Origin of the sequence: Amycolatopsis magusensis, assembly GCF_017875555.1 — a bacterium.
In the GTDB taxonomy this organism is placed as follows: domain Bacteria; phylum Actinomycetota; class Actinomycetes; order Mycobacteriales; family Pseudonocardiaceae; genus Amycolatopsis; species Amycolatopsis magusensis.
Genome location: NZ_JAGGMS010000001.1, coordinates 9,011,755 through 9,036,846, shown reverse-complemented (window position 1 = coordinate 9,036,846; position 25,092 = coordinate 9,011,755). Strand labels below are relative to the sequence as shown.

Genomic DNA, 25,092 nt, shown 5'->3' with positions numbered 1-25,092 from the left:
CATCGGCTCATGACCACAAGGGCGCAGCTGCGCAAGACAGCATTGACCTTCCGGGAGGTGGAGGAGGACACCACGGCCGGGGTACTGCGGTATTCCGTGCGGGGCAAGGAGTTCGCCTCGCTCACCCCGGACGGCGTGGTGCGGTTGCGCCTGCCCGGAGCGGTGGCGGCGGAGGCCGTCGCCGCTTACCCGAACGCCTCACGGCTGAGCCACGCCGGGCGGTCGATCGGGTTCCAGGCGCCACTGGCCGAGGTCGGTGGCCAGCACCTGTGGGCACTGGTGATGGCCGCGTGGAAACACCGCGCGCCGGCGAAACTGGCTGCCGATCTGACGGCCATCGTCGACGCACCTGCCCAACCTGTTGGGGACCTACCGCGCAGCATCGGCAAGCCCGCCACCCGCGCCCTGGCCCTCGCCGGGGTGACCACCCTCGACCAGGCCGCCACCTGGACCGAGGCAGACCTGCTCGCCCTGCACGGCGTCGGGCCGAAGGTCGTGCGGATCCTCAACGAGATCCTGGCGGAGAAAGGACGGTCCCTGGGTTAAGCGGAAGTGGTGACTTCGTCGGTGTGCTGCGGCGCGAGCAGCACACAGACCGTGCTGAGCACGCACATGCCGATCAGCAGCACGATGACCGGCCAGATGCTCCCGGTCGCCTGGAACAGCAGCGTCGACACCAGCGGCGAGAGGCCGCCGAAGATCGCGCCTGCCAGCTGGTAGGAGAGCGAGATGCTGGTGTAGCGCGCCTGCGGGCGGAACATCTGGGAGAGCACGGCCGCGATCGGGCTGTAGGTCGCCGTCATCGCCAGCCGCATCACCACGAACGCGAGGATGATGAGCAGCGAGTTCTTCGTGGAGAACACGAGGAACTGCGGTGCGGCGAGCACCGCGACACCGACGAGGCCGATGACGACCACCCGCACCCGGCCGAAGCGGTCGCCGAGCCATGCCGTGCCGAAGGTGAGCACGAGTTCGACGAACGCGGCGATGCTGAGCGCGTTGAGCACGAGCGACTCGGAGACCCCGACGGCGGGATCGGTCGCGTAGGCGGTCGCGAACGTGGTGACGAGGTAGTAGCCGCCGAGCGCGACGGGCAGCACGCAGACACCCAGGAGGATCGGCTTCCAGTTGGTGCGCAGGGCGTAGAGGAGGGGCACTCCGGCGGTCGAGCCGGCGACCTCTTCGAACACCGGCGACTCCTCGACCTTGGCGCGCACGATCAGGCCGACCACGATCAGCAGCGCGGAGGCGAAGAACGGGATGCGCCAGCCCCAGCCGTTCAGGAACTCCGTGCCGCCCAGGCTCAGCAGGCTGAACAAGCCGGTCGCCAGCAGCGCGCCCGCCGGATTGCCCGCCTGGGCGAAGCTGCCGTAGAAGGTCTTCTTGTCCGCGGGTGCGTGCTCGACGGCCATCAGCACGGCACCACCCCATTCCCCGCCCACCGCGAGCCCCTGGAGGAACCGCAGCAGCACCAGCAGAACGGGCGCCCACGCGCCGATCTGGTCGTACCCGGGCAGGCAGCCGACGAGGAAGGTCGCCGCGCCCATCATCGTCAGCGTGATCACCAGCGCGGTCTTGCGGCCCACCCGGTCACCGACGTGGCCGAAGACGATGCCGCCCAGCGGGCGGGCGAAGAAGCCGACCGCGTAGGTGGCGAAGGCCGCCGCGACCCCGGTCAGCCGGTCGCCGGTCTCCGGGAAGAACACGGTGCCGAAGACGAGGCTCGCGGCGGTGGCGTAGATGTAGAAGTCGTACCACTCGATGGTGGTGCCGACGAAGGCGGCGAACCCCGCCCTGCGGGCCCGCCGCGGTGAGTGGGGCTGGGTGCGGAGGTCGTGCGTCATCGGGCGGGCTCCTGGGCGGCGTGGCGGTGGTGGACTTCGCCACCGACCCAGGTCGCCAGCACGCGGATGTCCGCGATGGCCCCGGGTTCGGTGGTGAGTGGGTTTTCGGCGAGGAGCACGAAGTCGGCGCGCTTGCCGGGGGTGATCGAGCCGAGGTCGCGTTCGCGGCCGAGCGCGCGGGCACCGGCGATGGTGTGCGCGGCGACGGCGGATCGCGCGTCGATCAGCAGCTCGTCCCCGCCGAGGCGGTGCCCTCGCCGGGTCACCCTGGTCACCGCGGTCTGGATGGCTTCGAGCGGGTTCGGTTCCGCGACCGGGGCGTCCGAGCTGAGCGTGACCGGCACGCCGGCCGCCTGGAACTCGCCCAGCGGGTTGAAGCGCTCGCCCGGCGTGCCGACTGCGTCGGTCACGCCCTCGCCCCAGTTGTAGTAGTGCTGCGGCTGGTTGACCGGGTGGACGCCGAGCGCGGCCATCCGGTGGATCTGTTGCGGGGACGGCAGTCCGCAGTGCTCGATGCGGTGGCGGGCATCATCACGCGGGTGCCGTCGCTGCGCGGATTCGAGGGCGTCGAGCACCATGCCGATCGCGGCGGGGGACTGCGCGTGGGTCGCGGTCTGCAGCCCGGCGGCGTGCGCCTTCTCGATCAACGCGGTGTAGTCCGCGGGCTCGTGGTAGAGCTGCCCGGTGCGGCACGGGTCGCCGACGTAGCCGTCCGGGAAGTACGCGGTCCAGCCGCCGAGCGTGCCGTCCGCGTAGAACTTGATCCCGGCGAACGAGAGGTGCGAGTTCCCGAAAGCGCCGTGCAGCCCCATTTCCAGTGCCTGGTCGAGCAGGTGGGACAGCAGGTACATGTGCACGCGCGTGGTGAGCTGCCCGGCTTCGGCGAGCCGCAGGTACATGTCGAACTCGCGGCGCGTGACCTGCGCGTCGCCGATCGAGGTGACCCCCGCGGCCAGGAACTTCTCCTGCGCCGCGGCCAGTTGACGCAGGTGCTCGGCCGGTTCGTCGGCGAGGTGGAAGTTGGGGCCGTGATGCCCGACCTTCACCCCGGAAACCCCGGTGAGGATGTTGCACGCCGCGTCCGACAGCTCGCCGGTGAGTTCGCCGTGCTCGTCCCGGAAGAACACGCCGCCGTCGGGGTCCGGGGTGTCGCGGGTGACGCCGTTGCGCGCCAGCGTGAAGCTGTTGACCACGCCGCCGTGCCCGCTGGCGTTCATCAGGTAGACCTCGCGGTCCGTGGCGACGGCGTCGAGTTCTTCCTTGTGGGGATGGCGTTTCTCGGCGAGGTTGCGGTGCTCGTAGCCATAGCCGCGCACCGGCCGGTCCGCCGGGGTGCGCTCGGCCGCCGCGCGCAGCAGGGCGACGATCTCGGGGATGCTCGCCGCCTGGCCCGGCCCGCAGTCCACCCAGGTCATCATCTGCCCGTACATCAGCGGATGCGCGTGCGGATCCACGAAGCCGGGCAACAGTGTGCCGCTCAGTCGCCGCACCTCGGGTGCCGCGTGCCCGAGCCCGGCCGCCGCCCGGTGGCAGGCGTCGACCGAGCCGACCGCGGCGATCTGGTCGCCGAACACCAGGACCGCCTCGGCGCCCTCGGTCGCGTCGTCGACGGTCACGAGCCCTTCGGGGAGCAGGATCGTCGCGGTGGCGTCGAGTGCGGAACGTTCGAGGTGGTGCAGCGTGCGCATCGCGCGGACTCCTGGATTTCGGCGGTGAAGGGGGCGTCGTGGCGGTGAAGGTAATCACGGGAGTAGGCGAAGGCAACCAGATCGATCGCATGTACCGGCTTCTTGCAGTCGATTCGCTCGATCGGTGCGGCAGATGCGCTCAACCAAGCTGTGACAGGGCCATTCGGCGCGTGATATGACTTCGCGGGTTCGCGGAAAAAATCGGGAGGGAAATTGGGCTTCGACGATGCCCTGGTCGCGGCCCTGCGCGCGGACGGCCGGATGAGCGTGGCGGACCTCGCCCAGCGCGTCGGCGCTTCGCGGTCGGCCGTCTCCGCGCGGTTGGAACAGCTGAGAGCCGACGGATCGCTCACCGTGATCGCGGCCGTCCACCCGGAGTTCCTGGGCCTGACCGCCTACGCGCACCTCGCGATCCGCACCTCGGGCCGGTCGCGGGCGACCGCCGACGCGATCGCGGCCCTGCCCGCCGCGGCGTTCGTTTCCGCGGTCAGCGGCGAATACCAGGTGGTCGCCGAGTTGCGGCTGCCGGATCCCGCGGCGCTGTACCGGACCGTGGCCGACATCCGCGGCCTGCCGGACGTGGAGCGGGTCAACACCCTGGTCTACGTCGACGTGCTCAAGGGACTGTTCATGCCCGGCCGCCCGCTGGCGCCCGGACTGCGCGTCGACGACCGCGATCTCGCCATCATGCTGCGACTCCAGGCCGACGGCCGTGAAAGCTTCGCGCGCATCGCGCAGCACGTCGGCCTGTCACCGTCGGCGACGCGCACGCGGGTGGGTTATCTGGTGGAGCACGAGGTCATCCGGATCGCGCCGGTGCTCAGCCGCGCGCGCCCGGATGCCGGGTTGGTGTGCGGGATCGGGCTCAACGTGCGCGGCGCCGGGGACGCGGTAACAGCGGCGCTCGCGGCTCGGGACGACGTCGAATTCCTGGCCCGCACCATCGGCCGGTTCGACGTCGTCGCCACCGTCGCGGCGCGTGCCGCCCGTGACCTCGACCAGGTCCTCGAACAGATCGGCGGCCGGCAGGACGTGGTGAGCACGGAGGCGTGGGTGCACCTGCGCATCGCCAAGGAACGCTACGAATGGCCGCTGCCCACCGCGGACGAACTCCGGCTGAGGCGCTAGGAAACGCGGAACGACCGCCGGTAGGCGCCCGGGGTGGTGCCCACCCGGGTGCGGAAGCGGCGGCGCAGGTTGACCGCCGAGATGAGCCCGACGCGGGCGGCGATCGCGTCCACCGGCAGGTTCGTCTCCTCCAGGAGGGTGCGTGCCTCGGCCACGCGGCGGGACAGCAGCCACGCGCCGGGGCTCGTGCCGAGTTGGTCGGCGAAGCGGCGGGCCAGGGTGCGGGGCGAGACGTTGAGCCGCATGGCCAGTTCGGCCACCGACAACGGGGTGCCGAGGCGCGCGCCTGCCCATTCGAGGAGGCCGTCGAGCGCGTCCTCGGGCGGTGCGGACGGGACGTACTGGACCTGGCCGCCGTCGCGCTGCGGTGGCATCACCATGTGCCGGGCGAGGAGTGCGGCGTGCGCGGTGCCGTGGTCCTGGCGCACGAGGTGCAGGCACAGGTCGATGCCCGCGCCCGCCCCGGCGCTGGTGGCTACGTCGCCGTGGTCCACGTAGAGGCGGTCGGGTTCCACGGTGACGCGGGGGAATTCCTGGCGCAACTGGGCGGCGCGACCCCAGTGCGTGGTGGCCGATCGGCCGTCGAGCAGACCCGTGCGGGCGAGCGCGAACACGCCGGAGCAGATCGTGACGAGCCGTGCGCCGCGGGCGTGGGCTCGGAGAAGCGCGCGATGGACGCGCGGCGACAGCGGTGCCTCCACCGGTGCCCAGCCGGGAATGATCACGGTGTCCGCCTCCGCGAGCGCCGACAACCCACGCGGCACGGCGATCGTGTACCCGGCCGTCGTCGGCACCTGGCCGGGGATTTCGGTGCAGACCTCGAACTCGTAGTGCTGCGGCACCCCGGCTCTGGTCGTGCCGAAGACCTCGGCCGCGCAGCCGAGTTCGAAGGTCGACTGCACCGGCCGTACCAGGGCCACCACGCGATGCATGGCCTGAAAGTACCCCATAGTGACTTTGTCGACACCGTTGTGGCAAGTGATCCGGGCGGCAGTCGGGGTTCCTGCACAACCCCTGTCCGCCCGCTGTTTTCGGGTATCCGGTTGCGTCCATTGTGGACTGATGTGCCCACGCGAACGTGCTGGAGATGGACGCGAGCGCTAGCCTTGTCGCGGGAGGCAAGCCATGGATGAGGGCGGTATCGCGGATCCCTGACTGCGGATCGAAGTGCTCGACGCGGAGACCTCGGCGAGCGAGTGGCGCCAGGCGCACGGCCGAGCCTTCCTGACCACCGCCCTGCGCGACCGGGCGATGTGGTGGTCCTGGAAGCACCTCGAGCACGGTCTGGCCTTCGAAATCGCCTTCCGCACGGACGGCATCCGCGACGAGTTCGCCGGGCAGCCCTTGATCAAGGCTGCCCTTGCCGCCGTACCCGACCCGCACCACGGGCTCATGATCACCGTGGGCCACCGACGTCGATCGTGAGGTGTTCGTTGCGCGTTGTTCCGGCCGAATCCGTGCGGGGGCACGCCCGTCTGCCGGTGGTGGCTCGGCCGGGTGGTGGGGTTGAGCGCCTTGCGTGGTCGCCGGTCGCGCGTACCGATGATGATCGCAGCATCGCGATCGTGGTGAATCTGTCGGCGCAGGGCGCGGCGTCCGTCGAGCAGGTGCGGCTCCGCGCTGACGAGAGCGAGGTGCGGATCGCTGTCTACGGAACGAAGATCCCGCCCGGAACGCCGCGGACCATGCTCTCGGTGGTCGGTGAGTTCATGATCGACCTCGGCGAGGAGCTGAGGGGCCGCCGCGTTCTTGACGATCCGGGTGCGTAGAAGCGGGGTCGGGGAGGCGTCCGGGTGATCATGCGGTAGATGTGGTCCGGGCCACACCTGCCTCGGCAGGCGTCATAACGGGCGGGTGTCGGCACACCGGTAATCGAGTGCCTACCCGGGAGTGCGCGATGTGGGAGCAGGACTGGGCGTTGGACGAGGTCCAGCTCGATGCCGTCCGCGACGGTGACTTCGGGGCCTGTGACGTGCTGTTCCGCCGCCACGCCCCGGCCGCTCGGCGGGCCGCCGGGCGCTGGGTGCGTGACGCCGCCGACTGCGAGGACCTGGTGGCCGAGGCGTTCGTGCGGGTGCTGATCGCGGTGCGGTCCGGTGCGGGGCCGCGGCAGGAGTTGCGGCCCTACCTGCTGACCACGATGCGTCACCTGGCCATCAACTGGCAGCGCCGCCACGCCCGGGTGGACCTGCGCGAGGAGGTGCCCGACCGGATCGTCGCGGGCACCGGCGCCGACGAGTTGATGGTCCGCCGCTGGCAGGCGGGACTGGCCTGGGCCGCGTTCTGCTCGTTGCCGGGCCGCTGGCGGACGGTGGTGTGGCACACCGAGGTCGAAGGGACGCCCGCCGCGGAACTGGCGCCGTTGCTCGGGGTTTCGCCGAACGGCGTCGCGGTGCTGGCGATGCGCGCCCGCGAAGGGCTGCGCCGCGCCTACCTCCAGGTGCAGGTGCCGGACGGCAGCAGACCCGAGTGCGACGAGATGCGCGCGGACATGGGTGCCTGGGTGCGCGACGGGTTGTCGCCGCGGCGGTCGGCCCGGATCGCGGCGCACGTCGGCCGGTGCGCGGACTGCCGGGCGGTCGCCGCCGCGTTGACCGAGACCAACCAGGAACTGCGGCCCGCGCTCGCCCGGCGGCACGCCGGGTCGGTGCTGGTGTCGCTGTCCGCCGGGATGGCGACCGGCGGCGGCAAGGTCGCGGCGGTGGTGGCCGCCGCCGTGGTGGCGATCGCGGGCGGCGGGGTGCCGGTCCCGCCGCTGATGCCGGTCCCGGCTCCCGTTCCCGAGAAGGTGATCTCGGCCCCGGCACCGCCCCAGCCCGCGGCAGCGGGAGGGCGGATCTACTCCGTCCGGCCGATCGCCGCGCCGTCGCCCGCGAACCCGGCGAATCCCACAGAGCGGACCGGAACGGCAGTTGATCTTCACTCGGCAGAGGGGTCTGGGCCGAACAGGGCGGCGTGTTCCGGCCGGGGGTGCGGTAATGCGAAGGCGGACAAGGCGAACAGCGGAGGGGGCAACAAATGGGCAGGCCAACCGGCACCGCCGGGGCATTCCAAGTCGGGCACCAAGTCGTCTACCACGCCGCCGGGGCAGCAGAAGAAAACCGATCGCGGCAAGGGATGATCGCCGGGGCCGCGGTGGTCGACCGCTACACCGAAACCACGTGGGTTCCCGTCCGCGCCAGTGAACAGGCCGCGGATCGGGAACCGCACTGGGTCCGCGCCGACAACATCGTCGACGTGCTGGCCACCTGAGCCGCGGTCCTGGAGTGGACTCACGGCACCAGGCTGGTGACCACCGCGACCTCCGACTCGTCGTGCGGCAGGTAACGCACCCGCACCACCATGCCCGGCTGGACCTGGCCGACCGCGACCGGCGGCAGCTTCTTGTCCTGCGCCACGTCGAAGCTGGTGCCGTCCGCCCTGGTCACCCGGAGGCCGAGGCGCACCTCGGAGCGGCCGTCGCCGGTCTGCCCGGTCGGCGTCATGCTCAGCACCAGCGCACTGCCCTCGACGCCCTGTTCGGCGATGCGCAACTGGTTCGGCGTCATCCAGCCCTTCGCCAGCTGCACGCGGTTGAGCGCCGCCTGCAGTTCGTGCTGCGGGGCGTCGGTGGCCAGCACGACCCGGCCGTCGGGCAGGTACCGGACCGGCAGCGTCGCGCCCGGCTGCACGGCGGCGAGATCGGTCAGGTCGACGATCTGCCGGGCCGAGGAGGCGAACGACCGCCCCTCCGGCGTGTCCACCCGCAGCTGGATCTCCAGTTGCGGCTGGTCGTTGACCACCAGGCCGGTCCTGGCGACCCCGGTGACCGTGCCCATCCCGATCGGCGCGCCGTGGAACTCCTTCGGCAGGCCGCCGAAGATCCCGCCCAGGCCGCGGGTGAAGGCGAACGGCAGCCCGGCCAGCACCAGGAACGGTCCGCACACCCAGCCGTTGAGCCAGGCGAACTCGTCGTCGCCCGTCAGGCCGACGGCGACCCAGATCGCGGTGCAGACCAGGCCGGCGAACAGGGGGAGGAGAAGTAGTGCCCTCATGATGTTTCCTTTCGTGGGTAAGGGATTTCAGGCGGAGCCGAAGAGGTCGGAAGCGCCGATTTCGAGCGGGACGACCGAACCGTCGCCGCGGGCCAGCACCACCGCGTCACCGGCGGTGACCACCGTGGTCCCGTCCGGGCCGACGACCGCGCCCTCCGGCGCGGAGCTGATCGGGAGCGAGCCGGTGACCTCGCCGGTCGCCAGCGAAACCAGGCTGAGCCCGAGGCCGGTGTCGTTCAGCGAAAGCCGGTGCTGGACCAGCACGTGCCCGGTGGCGGCCCCCGCGGCCGTCCCGTCGGCGATGACGAGCCGCGCGTGGGGGAACGCGGTCTCACTGACCTGGATCTTGCGGCCGTCCTCGGGACCGCGGAACAGCACGCTGCCCAGCTCGCCGATTCCCACGTCCTCGAGCACGACCTGTTCCGAGGAACTGGGCAGCAGTCCGGCTTCGGTGCCGGCGATCTCGAACGTGGTGGAGCGCGGCCGGTCGGCGGACAGGCGATCCGCCCACGCCGAAGCGGTCTCGTCGTCGACCGCGACGGCCTTGGTCTGGTCCAGTTCGATCGCCCGCACGGCACCGGACGACGTCAGCGCGAGGATCCGGCGGCCCTCCGCGTCGTAGGCGTACGCGGCCCGGGACGTCAGGTACGCGCCGTCGAGGCCCGGCACGTCCTCCCCCTGGACCTCCACCGATCCGTCGCTCAGGTCGAGGATCATCAGCCCGGAGTCGGTGGCGACGTAGGCGTAGTCCCGCCCGGCGCCGAGCACCGACGCCTCCCAGATCAGCTCGTCCGAGAGCTGCGTGTCCCACAGCACCTCGTCGGAAGCCGGGTCCACGGCGGCGAGCCGGACCTGGAACATGTCCTGCGTCAGCAGCTGGAACATGCCCCGGGCGCCCTGCCGCTCGTACGGGACGAGCACCACGTCCCGCCCGCCGAGTTCGGCGAACGCGACGCCCGGCTGCGCGTGGATGCGTGCTTCCGGTGAGACGAGGTAGGAACCGCCGAAGAAGAGCAGGGCGAAGATGCCCAGGAAGGCCACCATCGGCAGCGGCACCACCTTGCGGCGGCGGCGGCGCGGCGGCGTGTCGTAGAGCGACGGGGCCGGGGCGTACTGCGGTGGGTTCTGGTACATGGGTGAAGCTTCGGTGCGACTGCCCGCCTACCGGTCCCAGAAACGGTTCGGCGGCCCGTTCATCGACTACCCTCAGCGGGGTGACCACCGCGACCGCCACGTTGCCCCGCGGCCTGGTGATCGCGCAGGCGTGGAGCGAACTGGGTGAGGCCGTCGCACCGCTGAGCAACGCCGCGGGCCGCCCGCTGACCCGCACGGTGAAACTGCTCCTCGAACCGCTGGTGCTGCGCCCGGTCCGCAATCCGGAGTTCGCCGCGGGCGCGGTCGCCATCGAGCACGTCGACGCCCTGCGCGCGCGGATCGCCGAGGCGAGGCCGGTGCTGGCCGCGACGGCGAGCTGGTTCGTGGTGCTGAAGTCCGAACGCCGGCGGCTGCGGCTCACCGAGGGCAACCCGCAGGACCTCTACTTCCAGCGCTGCTTCGAACTGGCCACCGGACACGGTCCGCCGGGACCGGACGCGGTCTCGATCGCCGCGGCGACGCTCGCCGAAGTGCACGGGCAGGACGGCCCGACCGTCGGCGCGCTCCGCGGTTTCCTGTCCGACGCGGCCAATGCCGGGGAACTGACCCGGCTGATCGAAGCGACGTGGGCCGCGATGACCGTGCCGCGCCCGGAACCCGTGCCCGCCGCGGTGGTGGCGTTCCTCGCCACCTGCGCGTCCGCGCCCGACCACCGGACGTTCCAGGCGCTGGTCACCGGCTCGGCGGGCAGCGCGTGGGCCGCGGAACTGGACCGGCCGGGCGTCGCGCAGGCACACGGGCTGACCGACCGCGACCGGCCCGCGCGGCCCGAACTCGGGGAGCGCGCGTCGAAGGCGAACCTGCCCAAGCCGTTCGACCGGTCGATCCTGGAACGGCTCTTCGCGCCGCTGACCAACACCTTCCTGCGTGCCGGGCTCGCGGAGGTGCCCGTGCTGGTGCGGCAGGAGATCGCGCGTTCGGCCGGGCCGTGGCAGCTCGCGGACGAGGTGAGCCGCGTGATCATGGTTCTCGGCCGGGAGGCCTCCGCGGACCTCGCCGGGGCCACGACGGGTGAGGCGGGCAGCGCCGCGGCCCGGCTGCGGTCCCGGTGGGAGCGCGAGGCGTACGTGCACCGGGTCCTGCGGATGCCGTCGGCCGCGCCGCCGGGGATCCGCGCGGACGTGCGTGACGTGCGCGCCGCCTACCTGCGGCGGTTGTGGGTGCGGGTGCACGGCCGGGAACTGCGGCGGGACGAGGTGACCGCCGACCAGGTCTGGGACGTGCTCGACGGGGTGCTGCGCTCGGTCATCCTCGACCAGCGCGATCGGTTGCGGGCGGTGCTGGAGCGGGAGGCCGGGGCATGAGGGTGTCGCGTGTGGCGGGTCTGGTGGCCGGTGCCTGGCCGGACCGGCCGGAGACCACGGCGCTGCTGGAGGCTTCCGGCGCGGTGCTGGCGTGGGACGTGCTGGCGGACGGGCCGGTGCCCGCCGCGCGGGTGCACGACCCGGAGCTGGCGTCGGACTGGCTGTGGGAGATCTACGGTTCGGCGACGGACGGCATCCTCGACGGGGCCGAGGAGGTGACCGTGCCCGTGGACGGCGACTGGCGGGTGCGTGCGGCCTGCCGGATCGTCGCGCAGTTGAACTGGGTGGAGGCGTGGTGGCCCGCGTCCGCGGTCGCGGGCGTCCCGGCGGTGGATCCCGTTACCCTGCATGCGGAACGCGCCATCAATCTGTCCATTGTGGAGCACTTCCTGGACGACCTGGACGCGGTGGTGCGCGCGCTGGCCACGGTGCCGCCGGAGGTGCACCCCGAGCTGGCCGCGCGGATCGAGGCGCTGTCCGAGAACTACGGCGTGGCACGGCCCGACGTCGCGGTGCCGCGCCAGGCCGACTACGCCCTCGCGGCGGGTGGCGGCCCCGGTTCCGCCGGCACCACCGTGCTCACCGGTTCCTCCACTGTGGACTGGACGCTGGTGCCCGCCGGGGTGGTGGACGCGGCCGCGCCCGCGGAATGGGCCGTGGTGCGGCGGCAGGGCACGACGGCGCTGGACGTGGCCGTGACGCCGGGACCCCGGCCGGGGCCGCGACTGGCCGCCCGCTTCGGCGAGACGGACGTGGGCCTGGACGAGGTCGACGACCTGGGCCGGTTCACCGGGTCCGCGCCGGTGCCGCCCTCGGTGCTGATGCTGCCGCCGGAACGACGGGTGGTGACCGTCTACGCCCCCGGCTTCGCCGAACCCGCGGCACTCGCTCCCGGTGCCGAAGAACGGCAGGCCGCGATCCTCGCCTACGCGCGCTCCCGGATCGGATCCACCACCGCGACGCTGACCGAGCGGACCGCGCGTTGAGCGAGTGGTCGGACCTGCACGACAAGGGCGTGCAACTCGTGGCGGACGGCGACCTCGATGGCGCGCGAGCAACGCTGGAGACCGCGGTCGCGACGGCGGCGGTGGCGGATCGCGCGCAGGCGCTGCTGAACCTCGCGCACGTGGTGGACCTGGCGGGGGAGCGGCAGCACGCGGTCGACCTGATGACCGAAGCGCTGACCGTGGCGGAACAGCCGTTGCGGGCGTTGATCGTCGCGGCCCGCGCGCCCCTGCTGCCGTGGCTGGACCGGTGGGACGAGGCGTGGTCGGAGGTGGCGGCGGAACTGGAGGAAGCCGGGTTGCCGCAGCAGGTGGCGTTGCGGCACAGCCGGTCCGGGTTGCTGATGATGGCGGGCCGCCTGGACGAAGCGAAGGCGGAAGCGGTGGCCGCGCTGAAGTCGGCCGAGTCGCACGCGCCCGAGTACCTCGGCCCGCTGCACGCCGATCTGGCCTCCACCCTGCTGGCGCGCGCGTGGGAGCACCACGCGGAAACCCGGTTGCCCGAAGCGCTGGCGGAGCTGAACGAGGCGGCGGTGCACGCGGCACACCTCGGCAAGGAGGCCAAGCCGTTCACCGGGACCATCGCCGCCCTGCGTGCCCGGGTGCTGGTGACCGGCGGGTCGTACGCGGAAGCGGCCGACGCCGCGCAGGTCGCGCTGGAGCACGCGCACCTCATCGAGCCGTCGATGGTGGCCTCGGTGCATTCGACGCTGGCGGAGGTCACCAGCGGGACCGGCGACCTGGCCGGGGCCGTCGAGCACCTGGCGCTGGCCCGCGAACTGTCCGCGATGACCGGCGACACCGAAGGCGAGTTCACCGCGGTGCTGAGCACAGCGCGGCTGGCGTACCTGGCTGCCGATGCCGAGCGGGCGGAAGCCCTGTACGGCGAGGCGGAAGCACTGGTCGCCGATGAGCCGCGGCGGCTCGCGATGTGCCTGCACGGGCGGGCGGCGGTGGCCGTGCTGACCGGTCGGGCGCGGGAGGCGCTCGCGCTGGTGGATCGTTCGCTGGCGTTGTTCGGGGAGTCGGCGACCCCGCTGGAACTGGTCGCGGTGCACCAGGTGCGTGGCTCGGTGTTCGAGGCGCTGGGCGAGTTCGCCGACGCGGAGTCCTGCTACGCCGAGGCGGCCGCCCACTGTGAGGCGGCCGGGTGGTGGCACGTGGCGCTGGGCATGGCGTGGTGGCGCACGGACGCACTCGTGCGCCGGGCCGCGGCGGTCACCGGTGCCGAGCGGCGGGCGATCAGCCTGCGGGCGCTCGATCTGGGACTGCCCGCCGCGCTGGCGGCGGAGGCGGTGCGGCAGCGCTTCCCGCACGGCCCGCTACGGGAGCGGTGGGTCGCGCTGGCCGCCGCGCCCGCGACGCGCTCGGCGTTGCTGGCCATCCGGGCGGTCGAAGATCCTTCGCTGGCGGTGGAGTACCTCGATCACCTCGCCGGCGCGGTCTCACTGCACGCGGAAACCACCGTGGCCCGCGAGGAACTGGTCTCGTTGCCGGAACCGCCGGCCGCCGGCGGGTTCGAACTACCGCCGCGGGTGCGGGCCGACCCGGCGGTACCGTCCGGTTTGGACAAGTGGATCGACCTGACCGAGCAGCGGTACGGGTTCCCGGTGCGCTCGGGTGGGGCGGTGGCGTCGTGGTGACCGTGCAGTTGAAACTGGTCGACGCGGGGGACCTTTATTACACGTGGCGGTGGGAGCACCAGCCTGCCGAACCACGGGTGATCGTCGTGCCGCGGGAGCTGGTCCAGGGCACGCTGGACGAGTGGGCGGCGGCCGTGCCGTCGCCGTTGCCGGGGGAAAGCGCCACGCAGGCGCTGCGGCGCTCGCTCACCCACGGGCCGCTGGTGGACCGGGATCGGGAAATCGCGCTGGCGACCAGGTTGTCCAGCGCGTTGCTGCCGTACCAGCTGGCCGGTGAGCTGAACTCGCTGCTGTCACAGGGGATTCGGCCGCATCTGCGGATCCAGCCGTCCCCGTCGACGGCTCAGGTGCCATGGGAAGCGCTGCACGTCGACGAGGGTGAGCGCGCGGTGCACAACCTCGACATCTCCGTGCTCGCCCCGGCGACGGTGAGCAACGCCGAACACCGGCGGATGGTCCCGTTCGATCCACAAGGGACGGTCGTCGGCGTGCTGGACCCGCGCGTGCCAGGCTTTCCCGACGCGTCGGCACTGGGCTCGGTGCTCGGCGAGGTGACTCCGGAGCTGGCGGCGCTGGCCACGGGCGGGGTGCGCCGGGACGACGTCGACCGGGATTTCCTGGAGGAGGCGCTGGCGACGGCGTCGCGGTTCCTCTACGTCGGGCACGTGACCACCGGGGAGCACGGGCTGGACGCGCGGATGCACCTGTCCTGCACCGCGGACACCACCGGCCGGGCGGCGCCGCTCGGTGCGCACCGGCCGCTGACCGCCGCGGACCTCGTACTGGGGCACCGCCCCGGGCCGGCGCGGCCGTGGCGAATCCCGGCGCGCGTGGCCCTGGTGGCCTGCGAAAGCGGCGGTGACCTGCGGTTCGCCGAGCCCACCGGCCTGGTCACAGCCATGGTCCACGGCGGGGCCGAGCACGTGACCGCCACGCGATGGACCCTGCCCACCGACCAGGGCCTGGCACGCCTGGTCCCGAACTTCCCGGCGGCCACCCCGGTCCTCGGCCCAGCCGTACTGGCGGTCGACGCCGCCCACCGCGCCCCGGACCCCGTTGCCGCCCTCAACGACTGGCAACGCGAGATGGCGACCCGGTGGGAAGAGACCGGGGACTTGAGTTGCTCGCCGTTGGTGTGGGCGGCTTTCAGCACGACCTGGGCGCCATGTCGGTCTGCTGGGGAGTAGGAGGAGTCCGCCCCGGTTTTTTAGTGTGACTACGGCTGGGGCTTCGATGTCAAGGCGGGAATGATGCCTTGACATCGAAGCCCCAGCCGTGTTTTTGGCTGTGGACCGGGGCGGGGTGGGGGGTTTGGGCGGATGCTCCTGGTGGGTGCCCGGGTGGCGGTGTGTTGGGGGATCGCGCTTTGGTGGGGGCGCCGGGTGGAGGGGGTGGTGTGTTGGGGGCGGTGTCACGAATGTGGCTTTGGGGGCCGAATACGCCCCGAAAGCCACATTCGTGACATGGCTGCTGGCCCTGGTCTCTGGGCTGGGCCGGTTTCGTCCGGCTTGGGGCGGTTTCCTCGGGTAACGTTCACCCGATGGTGGAGTTGTGAGCGGGTCCGGAGCCCATGAAGTCGCTCGGAGTGCGCCGGTGCAGTTGGCGGCGCGGCTCGGGCTGGTGGCTTATGGGGTGGTGCACCTGCTCGTCGCGTGGCTGGCGGTGCAGGTCGCGCTCGGCAGTGGCGAGAAGGCCGACAAGACTGGCGCGCTGCAGTCGCTTTCCGGTGGCACCGGTGGTGACGTGCTGCTGTGGTTGATCGCCGTCGGCCTCGCTGTGACCTCGTTGTGGCAACTGTTCTCGGCGGCGACCGGCAGTTGGAGCAGCGGGCAGGAGCGCTGGCTACGGGTGATGAACCTCGGTGAGGCCATCCTCTTCGGCTACCTGGCGTTCAGCGCGGGCAAGCTCGCGGCCGGCTCGCCGGCCAGTTCGACCGACACTGCCCAGTTCGGCCTGATCGACGGCCTGCTCCGCGAGAGCTGGGGCAAAACGGTGGTCGTGGTGCTCGGGCTGGCGGTCATCGCCGCCGGGGTGTTCATCGCCCGCCACGGCATCGCGCGCCGGTTCTGCCGCGAACAGGACTTCGGCCGGGCGAGCAAGGTGACCCGGAAGGCGGTCATCCGCCTGGGCCAGGCCGGGTACACCGCGCTCGGCACGGTGTACGCCGTCGTCGGCGCGCTGGTGGTGGTGGCCGCGTTGCAGCACAAACCGGAGCAGGCCACCGGCATCGACGTCGCGCTGAAGAACCTCGCGGGCCGCCCGTACGGCGCGGTCCTGTTGGTGGCGCTGGCCATCGGTCTCGCCGCCTTCGCGGTGTTCTCCGTGTTCGACGCCCGCTTCCGGCGCGTGGACTGACCTACTCGGCCGGGGCGATGAGGGCGCCGACCAGCCGGGGGAGCACCTCGGTCAGGTAGCGGCTGCCCGACTCCGGCGACTCGTCGATCAGCGTGCGTTCCAGCATCGCCTCGTACAGGGCGGTGATGGTGACGACCGCGCTGCGTGGGTCGACGGTCAGTCGCGCGCCGAGGCGGTCGAGCATGCCGAAGAGGATCTCGGCGACGACCTGGTGGAACCGCTGCTCGGCGGCCGCCGTGGCCGCGCGTAGTTCGGGTTGCCGCAGCGCCTGCGCCCGGAACTCGGCGTACAGCAGGTACCACGTGGTGTCCGCGGCGACCGAATCGGCGAACAGCGCGCTCGCCTTCTCCGCGACCGCGGTGACATCGGCCGGCGTGGAAGCGGCGGCCGTGGAGACCGCCACCAGCAACCGGTCCGCCCGCTGTTCCATCTGCACCTCGTAGAGCGCGAGGAACAGTTCTTCCTTGCTGGCGAAGTTCGAGTAAAAGGCACCGCGGGTGAAGCCCGCCCGTTCGCAGATCAGCTCGACCGGGGCGTCGCGGATGCCCAGCTCGCTGAACACCTCGTAGGCCGCTTCGATCAGCCGCCGCCGGGTTTCGGCGCGCCGCCGGGACAGACCACCCGTTCTGGTCATCAACCCTCGTTCTCCCACTCGCGAGCCACCACCCCACCGCATACTGCGCTCGCACGATACACCGTGCATCGGATACGGTGCGTATCGCGATACACCGTGTATCGAGTCGGGAAGGAGAGCCGTGTCGTCGTTCCTCTACCGGGTGGGCCGGGCCGCCGCGCGGGCTCGCGTGCTGGTCGTGGCCCTCTGGGTGGTGGTGCTCGCCGTCGCGGGCGGGGCGGCGGCGTTGCTCAACCAGGGCACGGACGACACGTTCGCGATCCCCGGCTCGGAGTCCCAGGAGGCGCTCGACCACCTCGGCCGGGTCTTCCCCGAGGTCAGCGGGACCTCGGCGCAGCTCGTGCTGCTGGTGCCGGACGGCCAGCGCGTCGACACCGAGGCCAGGCGCGCGGCGGTCGCGGACGCGGTGGCGCGGATCAACGCGGTGGACCAGGTCGCCACCGCGGTCGATCCCTTCAGCGACAGCGTTTCCGGCGCCCTTTCCGAGGACGGGCGGGCGGCGATGATCGCCGTGCCGCTCGACGTCGGCCTCTCCGAACTGGCGCCCGGCACCAAGCCCGCGCTCTCGGCCATCGCGGCGGACCTCGGCACCGCGGCCGGCGCGCAGGTCTACACCGGCGGCGACGCCTTCTCCGACAAGGTGCCGAAGCTCAGCCCGACCGAGGGCATCGGCCTGGTCATCGCGCTCCTGGTGCTGGTGCTGATGTTCCGGTCGGTGATCGCGTCGGTGATGCCGCTGGTCACCGCCGTGCTCGGCGTGGGTCTGTCGATGGGCCTGATCTACCTGGCCACGCTGGTCATCCCGATCTCGTCGACCGCGCCGATGCTGGCGGTGATGCTGGGGCTCGCGGTCGGCATCGACTACGCGTTGTTCCTGCTGTCCCGTCACCGCGACCAGCTCGCCGAGGACATGGCGGTCGAGGAGTCGATCGCCAGGGCCACCGCGACCGCGGGGTCGGCGGTCATCTTCGCCGGGCTGACGGTGATGATCGCGCTGGTCGGCCTGGCGGTCGCGGGCATTCCGTTCCTCACCACGATGGGCATCGCCGCTGCGGTGGCCGTGGCGCTGGCGGTGGGTATCGCCGTCACACTGGTGCCCGCGCTGCTTTCCGTCGCGGGCAAGCGTTTGCGCCCTCGGACGCCACGCCGGAGGAAGAAGAAGCGCAAGCCACGGGTCGCGCACTGGTGGGTGCGCACCGCGACCAGGGCGCCGCTGGTGACCGTGCTCGTGGTGGTCGCCGGGCTGGCGGTGTGCGCGATCCCCGCGCTGGAGCTGCGGCTCGCGTTGCCGGACAACGGCACCGAGGCCGAAGGCAGTCCGGCGCGCGAGACCTACGGCGTGGTCAGCGAGCACTTCGGGCCCGGCTTCAACGGGCCGCTGATCGTCACCGCCGACATCATCACCAGCACCGACCCGATCGGCCTGGTCGACCGGCTCGCCGACGAGATCCGCGTGCTGCCCGGCGTCGCCTCGGTCCCGCTGGCCACGCCGAACCCCAAGGGCGACACCGGCATCATCCAGGTGGTTCCGGAAACCGCACCGGACTCCCCGCAGACCGACGAACTGGTCGAGCGCCTGCGCGGGCAGGAACAGCACTTCCTCGACACCTACGGCACGCAGACCGCGGTCACCGGCATCACCGCCGTGGGCATCGACGTCTCGGCGCAACTGGGCAGCGCGCTCCTGCCGTTCGGGGTGCTGGTGGCCGGGTTGTCCCTGGTGTTGCTGGCCATGGTGTTCCGCTCGATCTGGGTGCCGGTCAAGGCCACCGCCGGCTACCTGCTCTCGGTCGGCGCGGCCTTCGGTGCCACGTCCTTCGTGTTCCAGCAGGGGCACTTCGCCGACGTGCTGCACGTCAGCCACGTCGGCAGCGTGATCAGCTTCCTGCCGATCATCCTGATGGGCGTGCTCTTCGGCCTGGCCATGGACTACGAGGTCTTCCTGGTCTCCCGCATCCGCGAGGACTACGTGCACCGCGGCGATCCGCACCACGCCATCGAAACCGGGTTCGTCTCGGCGTCGCGGGTGGTGGTCGCGGCGGCGGTGATCATGTTCGCCGTCTTCGCCGCGTTCGTGCCCGAAGGCAGCGCCACCATCAAGCCGATCGCCTTCAGCCTCGCCGTCGGGGTGTTCGTCGACGCCTTCATCGTGCGGATGACCCTGGTGCCCGCGGTGCTGGCGCTGCTCGGCCACCGCGCGTGGGGGTTGCCGCCGAAGCTCGACCGTGCGCTGCCGGTGTTCGACGCGGAAGGCGACGCGCTGGTGCGCGAACTGCGGCTGGCGGACTGGCCCGGCCGCGACGAGGTGATCAGCGCACGTGGTCTGCGCGTGGACGACGACCGCGGCCACCCGGTCTTCCGCGAGGTCGAACTGCACGTGGCGCGTGGGGAGGTGCTCGTGCTGCACGGCACCGGGTTCACCGGCAAGTCCGCGCTGCTGCTCACCCTCGGCGGCCGGATCGCCAAGGTGCAGGGCGATCTGAAGGTGCTCGGCCGGGTGCTGCCGCAGCACACGCACGCCCTGCGCCGCGCGGTCACGGTGATCCGCTGCCGCGACCACGCCGAGCCCGACCGCGAGGTCGCCGACGCCCTCGCCGACGACGTCGAACTGATCCTCATCGATGACGTCGATCTGGTGCTGCGCACGGGCTCCCGCGACCGGCTGCGGGAACTGCTCGCGCAGCGGTACACGCGCTCGGGGCGGCTCGCCTCGTTCGTGCTGACCTGCCAGGACCCCCAGCGGATCGCCGATCTCCTGCCCGTCGGCGCCCAGCCGCTCGCCCTCACCGCACCGACCACGCCCGCCGAGGTGCCCTGATGCTCAAGCCCTTCGCCGACTCCGCCCGCGCGCTGTCCTCCGGTCCGCTGACCTGGAAGACCTGGGCCGGGCTGATCGCCGTGCCCGTGCTGGTGATGGGCTTGCTGACGTGGGCGTTCTGGTCGCCGGGCACCGATCACGGGACCGCGGCCGCGGCGGTGGTCAACAACGACGAACCGGTCACCGTCAACGGCCAGACCATCCCGCTGGGCCGCCAGCTCGCCGGAAACCTCACGCACAACACCGATTCGGCCTACACCTGGCTGCTCACCGACGCCGAGGACGCGGCGAGCGGGCTGGCCGACGGCACCTACACCGCGGTCGTGACCATCCCGCCGGAGTTTTCCGCGCGCGGCACGTCGACCGCCACCGGGCAGCCGCTCGACGCCACGAAAGCCGTGCTCGACGTCAAAACCGGGGCCACGTCGGGGGTGGTGGACCCGGCACTGTCCGAACAGGTCGGTCAGGCCACCCGGCAGGCGTTGAACCAGCAGGTCGTGGAGACCTACCTGGACAACATCTACGTCGGGTTCACCTCGATCCACGGTCAGGTCAACCAGGCCGCCGATGGCGCCGGACAGCTCGCTGACGGGTCGGACAAGTTGCGCGACGCCGCCGGTCAGCTCGCTGACGGAGCGAACCAGCTCGCCGATGGCACACGGCAACTGGCCTCGGGGTCCTCGGAACTGTCCACCGGTCTGGGCCAGGCCGAAAAGGACACCGCGCGACTGCCGGAGTTGACCAGGAAACTGGCCGATGGCGCCGAGCAGGTGGCCCAGGGCAACCAGCAGCTCGCCGACACCGTGGTGCCGCTGGCCGACCGCATCATCGCCGCGATCGACGCGCTGCCCTCGGCCGAGGAGGCCGCCGACGAGATCCGGCGCCTCGCCGACGAATGCACCGGCGTGCCGGAGTTCTGCGAAGACCTCAAGGCCGTCGCCGACCGGGTCGCCGCCGATGCCGGGAAGATCGGCCAGGCGAAGAACGGCATCCGCGATTCGGCGGTCCAGGCCCGGGACGCGGTCAACGCGCTCGCGAGCGGCGCGCGTCAGGTCGCCGACGGCAACGCCCAGCTCGCCGGGCAGGCCGGGAAGCTCACCGAAGGCATCGCCGCCGCCGCGGAGGGCGCCCGCCGGCTCGACTCCGGCATCCGGCAGGCGAACTCCGGCGCCACCGAACTCGCTTCCGGCGCCGGACAACTCGACAACGGCGTGGGCAAGGTCGACGACGGCGCGCAGCAACTGGCCGGCGAACTGGACAAGGGACGCGACCAGGTCCCCAGCTACACCGACGACGAGCGTGCGCACCTGAAGACCGTCGCCGCCGATCCGACCGCCGCGGTCGTCGACGGGACACCCGTCGGCACGCTTTCGGTCACCCTGTTCGCCGCGCTGGCGTTGTGGGCGCTGGCGCTGGCCACCTACATCGTCACGCGTGCCGTGCCGGACGCCGTGCTCACCGCCCGCGAACCCACCTGGCGCATCATCGTGCGGGCCGCGCTGCCGGGTGCCACGGCCGCCGCGCTGGCCGCGCTCGCCATCAGCGCGATCGCCATCCCGGTGCTGAAGCCGGGATCGGCCGGTGCGCTCGGGTTCCTGGCCGTCGCACTGCTCGCCGCGTTCGCCTTCGTCGCGCTGAACCAGGCGGCCACCGCGATCTTCGGCCGTGCCGGACGGCTCGCTTCACTGGCCGTGCTGGTCCTCGGCGCGGCGACCGGCATCCTGTCCACGTTGCCCGGTCCGCTCTACGCGCTCTCGGACTACCTGCCGACGCACGGTGCCGTGCTCGCCCTGCGGGCCACCGTGACCGGCGGGCCAGGCCTGCTCACCGGCGTCGCGGAACTGGCGGCCTGGCTGGTGCTCGGCACGCTCGCCACCATCGTGGTCACCGACCGCCGCCGCTACCTACCCGCGCGCCACCTGCGCCGCCCGGCGTCGTTGTCCGCCGTGGAGTAGGCCGGGCGCGAGGCGGCGGTGGACGGCGGACAGCGGTGGCCAGACGAGGTGGCCGATGGGGCGGTCGTAACGCAGGAGCGTGAGCAACGAGACCTGTCCGCCGGACGCCTTCACCACCAGGTTCGCGGAGAGGAACCAGGAAGCGGTCTCCAGGCGGATCCAAACCTCGCCGCGGCCGGTGATCCGCCAGCCCGCGACGGTGTCGGGGGAGGCGCCGTGGTGGAGTCGCAGGCCGAGGAAACCGCGCCAGATCAGGGTTTCCCCGGCGCTGGGCACATCGCCGAGCATCGCCCTGGCCCAGTCTTCCGGGGTGGCGACCACGTCCGTCTCGAGGGTGAACAGATCGGCGTAGTGGGCGTCCGGCAGGGAACCGAGCGCTTTCAGTTCCGGTGGTACCTCGCGCGTGCCGTGGACTTCGTGGTTCGGGAGTGTCATGGCGAACTCCTTCTATACGATGGCGTATAGAAGGAGTTTATACGGTGGCGTATATCAGCGAGAGGTGAGGTGGGTCACGTCGTGGGCACTGCGCGCACGCCGCGGGACAGGTGGGTCGAGGAGGGGCTGCGGGTGCTGGCCACCGGTGGCGTGGACGCTGTCCGCGTCGAAGCGCTGGCGAAACGGCTCGGCGTCACCAAAGGCGGGTTCTACGGGTACTTCGACGATCGTGGCGCGCTGCTCGAGGCGATGCTGGACACCTGGGAACGCGAAAGCACCGACGAGGTGCTCGCCCGCATCGAGCGCGAGGGCGGCGACCCGAAGCAGAAGATCCACCGCGCCGGTGTGCTCACCTTCTCCAGCGATCGCCTGCTGCCCATCGACCTCGCCGTCCGCGACTGGGCCCGGCGCGACGAGGCCGTCGCCGACCGGCTGCGGCGGGTCGACAACCGTCGGATGGACCTGCTGCGCGAAATGATCGGCACCTTCTGCGAGGACCCGGACGAGGTCGAGGCCCGCAGCATGCTCGCCTTCTGCGTGGCGATCGGCGCCCACTTCCTGGCCGCCGACCACGGCGACCGGACCCGGGACCAGGTACTCGGCCGCGCCGCCGACCTCCTGCTAGACCGCTGAGCCGTCCACTTGGCTGGCTGGAGGCCCCTGAGTGTGAGGTCGGCTGCCCGAGTGTGGGGTTCGGCTGCCTGAGCGTGGACTTCGGCTGCCTGAACGTGGAGTTCGGGCGCCTGAGTGTGTAGTTCGGCTGCGGGAACGTGAGACTCGCCGCGCCAATGCTATGAGTGGGGCATTACTTGCAATGAATGCAAGTAATGCCCCACTCATAGCATTCGGCCGAGCCGAGCCGAGTCGGGGTTATGGGGGGTTGTCCATGGCTTTGGTGTCGCGTGGGGGGAGGAAGGGTTCCTGCTCCTCGGGTACGCCCTCTTCGATGCGGCGCCCGCGCGTCAGTTCGGCGTCGAATTCGGCGCCGAGCAGGACGGCGATGTTCGAGATCCACAGCCACACCAGGAACACGATCACGCCGGCCAGCGAGCCGTAGGTCTTGTTGTACGAACCGAAGTTCGCCACGTAGAGGGCGAAGCCGCCGGAAGCCAGCAGCCACAGCACGACCGCCAGCACCCCGCCGGGGCTGAGCCAGCGGAAACCCGGCTGGCGCACGTTCGGCGCGGCCCAGTACAGCAGGGCGAACGCCAGGCTGATCAGCAGCGCGAGCACCGGCCACTTGGCGATGTCCCAGATCAGCACGCCCGCCGAACCGACGCCGAGCCACTGCCCGACGCGCTCGGCGATGCCGCCGGTGGCGACCACCCCGGCCGCGCAGATCGCCAGCAGCAGCACCAGCGCGGTGGTCAGCCCGACCCGCAGCGGCAGCGTCTTCCATAGCGGGCGGCCTTCCTCCACCTCGTAGATGCTGTTGGAAGCACGCATGAACGCGCCGACGTAACCGGAAGCCGTCCACAGCGCGCCGACCAGGCCGATGATGGCGAGCGGTCCGGCCAGGCCGCGTGAACCCTGCAGTTCCTGGATGGCGCCGACGAGCAGGTCGGTCCCGCCGCCGGGGCCCATCCGCCCGGCGGCGTCGATCAGCACCTGGATCGTGCCGGGGCCGAGCAGGCCGAGCACCGCGCTGAGCACGATGATCGCCGGGAAGAGCGACAGCACGCTGTAGTAGGTCAGCGCGGCTGCCCAGTCGGTCAGGTTGTCCCGCTGGAACTCCTTGACCGTGCGCCGAAGCACCTGCCACCAGGATCTCCGTGACAGGTCGGTGGGGCCGTCGGCCACGGCGCTCAGCGACCCAGCACGTTGCGGATGGCGTCCCTGGCGCGGTCCATGATCGCGACCGGCGGGCCGAGCAGCAGGTTCGCCGTGGAACCCTCCACGCCGGGGTGTGGCCTGGTCGGGGCGATCGCCTCGGCGGCCTTCGCGGTCGACGCCATCGCGTGCCGCCGTTCGTCGCTGAGCTCCTTGCGCAGCAACGGGAATTCCTCGTGCTCTTCGTGCTCGGCGTGGGCCAGCACGTCCTCGCGCAACTGCACCAGCAGGGTGTCGAAGCCGTCCGCGTCGGTGCCCATCTTGTCCATTGTGGACAGCAGTTCCTTCGCGCGGTGCTCCTCGCCGAGCCGGGCTTCGACCACCGGTTCGCCGCCGGTCAGGTCACGCACGGCCGGGTGCACCACCTCTTCCTCGGCGGTCTCGTGCACCGCGAGCAGCCGCACGAGTTCGCGGAACTTGTCCCGGCGCTGCGTGCCGGTGGCCATTTCCACCTCGGCGAACAGCGCCTTGATCTCGGTGTGCTGCCGCTGCAGGAAATCGACGATGTCTTCGCGGGTTTGCGGAGTCGTGTTCATGGTTCCGGCATACCCAGCCGGTACCCGCCCATGCGCGGCAGACGAGGACGAGCAGTGTGAGTTCGACCGGGATGGCACCGTAGTACATCAACTGGCTCGCCGCCTGCGCCTGATCGGCCGAAACCCCCGGCGGCGGAGTCCCGTACAACGACTTGGCGAGCACGTTGTGCGCGGCGAGGGCCAGCACGAGCACCCCGGCCCGCCAGGCAGGCCGCGGCCGGTGTGGCGCGGGGTCCGGCCCGCCGAGGACGGCGGCGGTGAACAGGTACCCGGCCGCCAGCAGGTGGCCGTGAACGAGCAAATGCAGCCAGGGCTCGGTGTGCATCGCGACGGTGAGGTCCGTCCGGTAGAGCAGCCACAACCCGCCCAGGTTCAGCACGGCCGCGACAACCGGGTTCGTCAGCACGACGACCACAGGAGAGGACAGCACAGCCGGCAACTGCCGCGCCCGTCGCACCGGGAGCACCCGCAGGAGCAGGGTCACCGGGGCGGCAAGCACGAGCAGCAGCGGAGCGAGCATGCCGAGCAGCAGATGGCCGAGCATGTGCGCGGTGAAGTCGTGGTGCGCGCGGTCGGCCAGCGGGCCCGCCAGGGTGACGGCCACCGCGACACAACCGCCGGTCCACCACAGCAGCCGGTGCACCGGCCACCGGATTTCCCTGCGCCACAACCGGTTCGCCGCGGCGAAGTAGGCGAGCACGGCACCGGCGGTCAGGACGAGCGCGAGCC

At 71.7% G+C, this 25,092-nt stretch carries 23 protein-coding genes and 1 pseudogene; 14 read left to right on the top strand and 10 right to left on the bottom strand.

Annotation, left to right across the window (positions count from 1 at the left end; translation table 11 throughout):
- Positions 1–9 precede the first annotated feature (9 nt).
- A complete protein-coding gene (locus JOM49_RS40695) occupies positions 10–546 on the top strand; it encodes a helix-hairpin-helix domain-containing protein (protein ID WP_209669953.1) in 537 nt (178 codons plus the stop codon).
- On the opposite strand, the gene JOM49_RS40690 is transcribed toward JOM49_RS40695, so the two are convergent.
- Positions 543–1,844 (bottom strand): MFS transporter, encoded by a 1,302-nt coding sequence (locus JOM49_RS40690; protein WP_209669951.1) that lies wholly within the window; start codon positions 1,842–1,844, stop codon positions 543–545. The genes JOM49_RS40695 and JOM49_RS40690 overlap by 4 nt on opposite strands.
- Entirely contained in the window at positions 1,841–3,532 is a 1,692-nt protein-coding gene (locus JOM49_RS40685) for an amidohydrolase (RefSeq protein WP_209669949.1), read from the bottom strand. Before JOM49_RS40685 ends, JOM49_RS40690 begins: the two co-directional genes overlap by 4 nt.
- Before the next feature lie 213 nt (positions 3,533–3,745).
- Between JOM49_RS40685 and JOM49_RS40680 the strand changes: the two genes are divergently transcribed.
- The gene (locus tag JOM49_RS40680) at positions 3,746–4,660 is read left to right on the top strand and encodes an Lrp/AsnC family transcriptional regulator (protein ID WP_245369636.1); all 915 of its coding nucleotides are present in this window, start codon (positions 3,746–3,748) and stop codon (positions 4,658–4,660) included.
- On the opposite strand, the gene JOM49_RS40675 is transcribed toward JOM49_RS40680, so the two are convergent.
- Positions 4,657–5,592: a GlxA family transcriptional regulator gene (locus JOM49_RS40675; RefSeq protein WP_209669947.1), complete on the bottom strand. Its 936-nt coding sequence runs from the start codon at positions 5,590–5,592 to the stop codon at positions 4,657–4,659. The two genes, JOM49_RS40680 and JOM49_RS40675, sit on opposite strands and share 4 nt — an antisense overlap.
- Positions 5,593–5,827: 235 nt before the next feature.
- Between JOM49_RS40675 and JOM49_RS40670 the strand changes: the two genes are divergently transcribed.
- From JOM49_RS40670 to JOM49_RS43980, 4 genes are all read left to right on the top strand, one after another.
- Positions 5,828–6,085: a hypothetical protein gene (locus JOM49_RS40670; RefSeq protein ID WP_209669945.1), complete on the top strand. Its 258-nt coding sequence runs from the start codon at positions 5,828–5,830 to the stop codon at positions 6,083–6,085.
- An 8-nt stretch (positions 6,086–6,093) separates the two neighbouring features.
- Complete coding sequence (locus JOM49_RS40665; RefSeq protein WP_209669944.1) at positions 6,094–6,429, top strand: hypothetical protein; 336 nt, start codon at positions 6,094–6,096, stop codon at positions 6,427–6,429.
- 128 nt (positions 6,430–6,557) lie between these two features.
- Positions 6,558–7,781 carry a sigma-70 family RNA polymerase sigma factor gene (locus JOM49_RS44295; protein WP_209669943.1) on the top strand — a complete coding sequence of 408 codons (1,224 nt, stop codon included), beginning with the start codon at positions 6,558–6,560 and terminating at the stop codon, positions 7,779–7,781.
- A complete protein-coding gene (locus tag JOM49_RS43980; protein ID WP_281068346.1) occupies positions 7,778–7,912 on the top strand; it encodes a hypothetical protein in 135 nt (44 codons plus the stop codon). The genes JOM49_RS44295 and JOM49_RS43980 overlap by 4 nt, the downstream gene beginning before the upstream one ends.
- A 20-nt stretch (positions 7,913–7,932) precedes the next feature.
- Here the strand turns inward: JOM49_RS43980 and JOM49_RS40655 are convergent, their stop codons facing one another.
- Positions 7,933–8,694, bottom strand: coding sequence for a hypothetical protein (locus tag JOM49_RS40655; protein ID WP_209669940.1), 762 nt, complete (start codon positions 8,692–8,694; stop codon positions 7,933–7,935).
- 27 nt (positions 8,695–8,721) lie between these two features.
- Positions 8,722–9,828 carry a PA2928 family protein gene (locus JOM49_RS40650; protein ID WP_209669938.1) on the bottom strand — a complete coding sequence of 369 codons (1,107 nt, stop codon included), beginning with the start codon at positions 9,826–9,828 and terminating at the stop codon, positions 8,722–8,724.
- 80 nt (positions 9,829–9,908) lie between these two features.
- On the opposite strand from JOM49_RS40650, the gene JOM49_RS40645 reads away from it, so the two are divergent.
- The 5 genes from JOM49_RS40645 (at position 9,909) to JOM49_RS40625 (ending at position 16,155) form a co-directional block, all read left to right on the top strand.
- Positions 9,909–11,153, top strand: a complete 1,245-nt coding sequence (locus tag JOM49_RS40645; protein WP_209669936.1) for a hypothetical protein — start codon at positions 9,909–9,911, stop codon at positions 11,151–11,153.
- Positions 11,150–12,139 carry a hypothetical protein gene (locus JOM49_RS40640; RefSeq protein ID WP_209669934.1) on the top strand — a complete coding sequence of 330 codons (990 nt, stop codon included), beginning with the start codon at positions 11,150–11,152 and terminating at the stop codon, positions 12,137–12,139. Before JOM49_RS40645 ends, JOM49_RS40640 begins: the two co-directional genes overlap by 4 nt.
- Complete coding sequence (locus JOM49_RS40635; RefSeq protein ID WP_209669932.1) at positions 12,136–13,800, top strand: hypothetical protein; 1,665 nt, start codon at positions 12,136–12,138, stop codon at positions 13,798–13,800. Before JOM49_RS40640 ends, JOM49_RS40635 begins: the two co-directional genes overlap by 4 nt.
- Positions 13,797–14,987 (top strand): CHAT domain-containing protein, encoded by a 1,191-nt coding sequence (locus JOM49_RS40630; RefSeq protein WP_209669930.1) that lies wholly within the window; start codon positions 13,797–13,799, stop codon positions 14,985–14,987. Before JOM49_RS40635 ends, JOM49_RS40630 begins: the two co-directional genes overlap by 4 nt.
- A 406-nt stretch (positions 14,988–15,393) precedes the next feature.
- Positions 15,394–16,155 carry a DUF1206 domain-containing protein gene (locus JOM49_RS40625; protein WP_209669928.1) on the top strand — a complete coding sequence of 254 codons (762 nt, stop codon included), beginning with the start codon at positions 15,394–15,396 and terminating at the stop codon, positions 16,153–16,155.
- A 1-nt stretch (position 16,156) separates the two neighbouring features.
- Here the strand turns inward: JOM49_RS40625 and JOM49_RS40620 are convergent, their stop codons facing one another.
- Positions 16,157–16,789 (bottom strand): TetR/AcrR family transcriptional regulator, encoded by a 633-nt coding sequence (locus JOM49_RS40620; RefSeq protein ID WP_209669926.1) that lies wholly within the window; start codon positions 16,787–16,789, stop codon positions 16,157–16,159.
- A gap of 121 nt (positions 16,790–16,910) precedes the next feature.
- Between JOM49_RS40620 and JOM49_RS40615 the strand changes: the two genes are divergently transcribed.
- Together JOM49_RS40615 and JOM49_RS40610 are read left to right on the top strand one after the other, a co-directional pair.
- Complete coding sequence (locus tag JOM49_RS40615) at positions 16,911–19,607, top strand: MMPL family transporter (protein WP_209669924.1); 2,697 nt, start codon at positions 16,911–16,913, stop codon at positions 19,605–19,607.
- Positions 19,607–21,562 (top strand): YhgE/Pip family protein, encoded by a 1,956-nt coding sequence (locus JOM49_RS40610; protein WP_209669922.1) that lies wholly within the window; start codon positions 19,607–19,609, stop codon positions 21,560–21,562. The genes JOM49_RS40615 and JOM49_RS40610 overlap by 1 nt, the downstream gene beginning before the upstream one ends.
- On the opposite strand, the gene JOM49_RS40605 is transcribed toward JOM49_RS40610, so the two are convergent.
- Positions 21,512–21,997, bottom strand: coding sequence for a hypothetical protein (locus JOM49_RS40605; protein WP_209669920.1), 486 nt, complete (start codon positions 21,995–21,997; stop codon positions 21,512–21,514). The genes JOM49_RS40610 and JOM49_RS40605 overlap by 51 nt on opposite strands.
- Positions 21,998–22,078: 81 nt before the next feature.
- On the opposite strand from JOM49_RS40605, the gene JOM49_RS40600 reads away from it, so the two are divergent.
- Positions 22,079–22,630: a TetR/AcrR family transcriptional regulator gene (locus JOM49_RS40600; RefSeq protein ID WP_209669918.1), complete on the top strand. Its 552-nt coding sequence runs from the start codon at positions 22,079–22,081 to the stop codon at positions 22,628–22,630.
- A gap of 237 nt (positions 22,631–22,867) precedes the next feature.
- Here JOM49_RS40600 and JOM49_RS40595 read toward each other — a convergent pair whose 3' ends face one another.
- The 3 genes and pseudogenes from JOM49_RS40595 to JOM49_RS44460 all read right to left on the bottom strand — a co-directional run.
- A complete protein-coding gene (locus JOM49_RS40595; protein WP_308159037.1) occupies positions 22,868–23,752 on the bottom strand; it encodes a YihY/virulence factor BrkB family protein in 885 nt (294 codons plus the stop codon).
- A gap of 50 nt (positions 23,753–23,802) precedes the next feature.
- Positions 23,803–24,363 (bottom strand): hemerythrin domain-containing protein, encoded by a 561-nt coding sequence (locus JOM49_RS40590; protein WP_209669916.1) that lies wholly within the window; start codon positions 24,361–24,363, stop codon positions 23,803–23,805.
- An 85-nt stretch (positions 24,364–24,448) separates the two neighbouring features.
- Positions 24,449–25,006 (bottom strand): annotated as a pseudogene (locus JOM49_RS44460) (cytochrome c oxidase assembly protein); the annotation flags it as partial.
- Positions 25,007–25,092 lie beyond the last annotated feature (86 nt).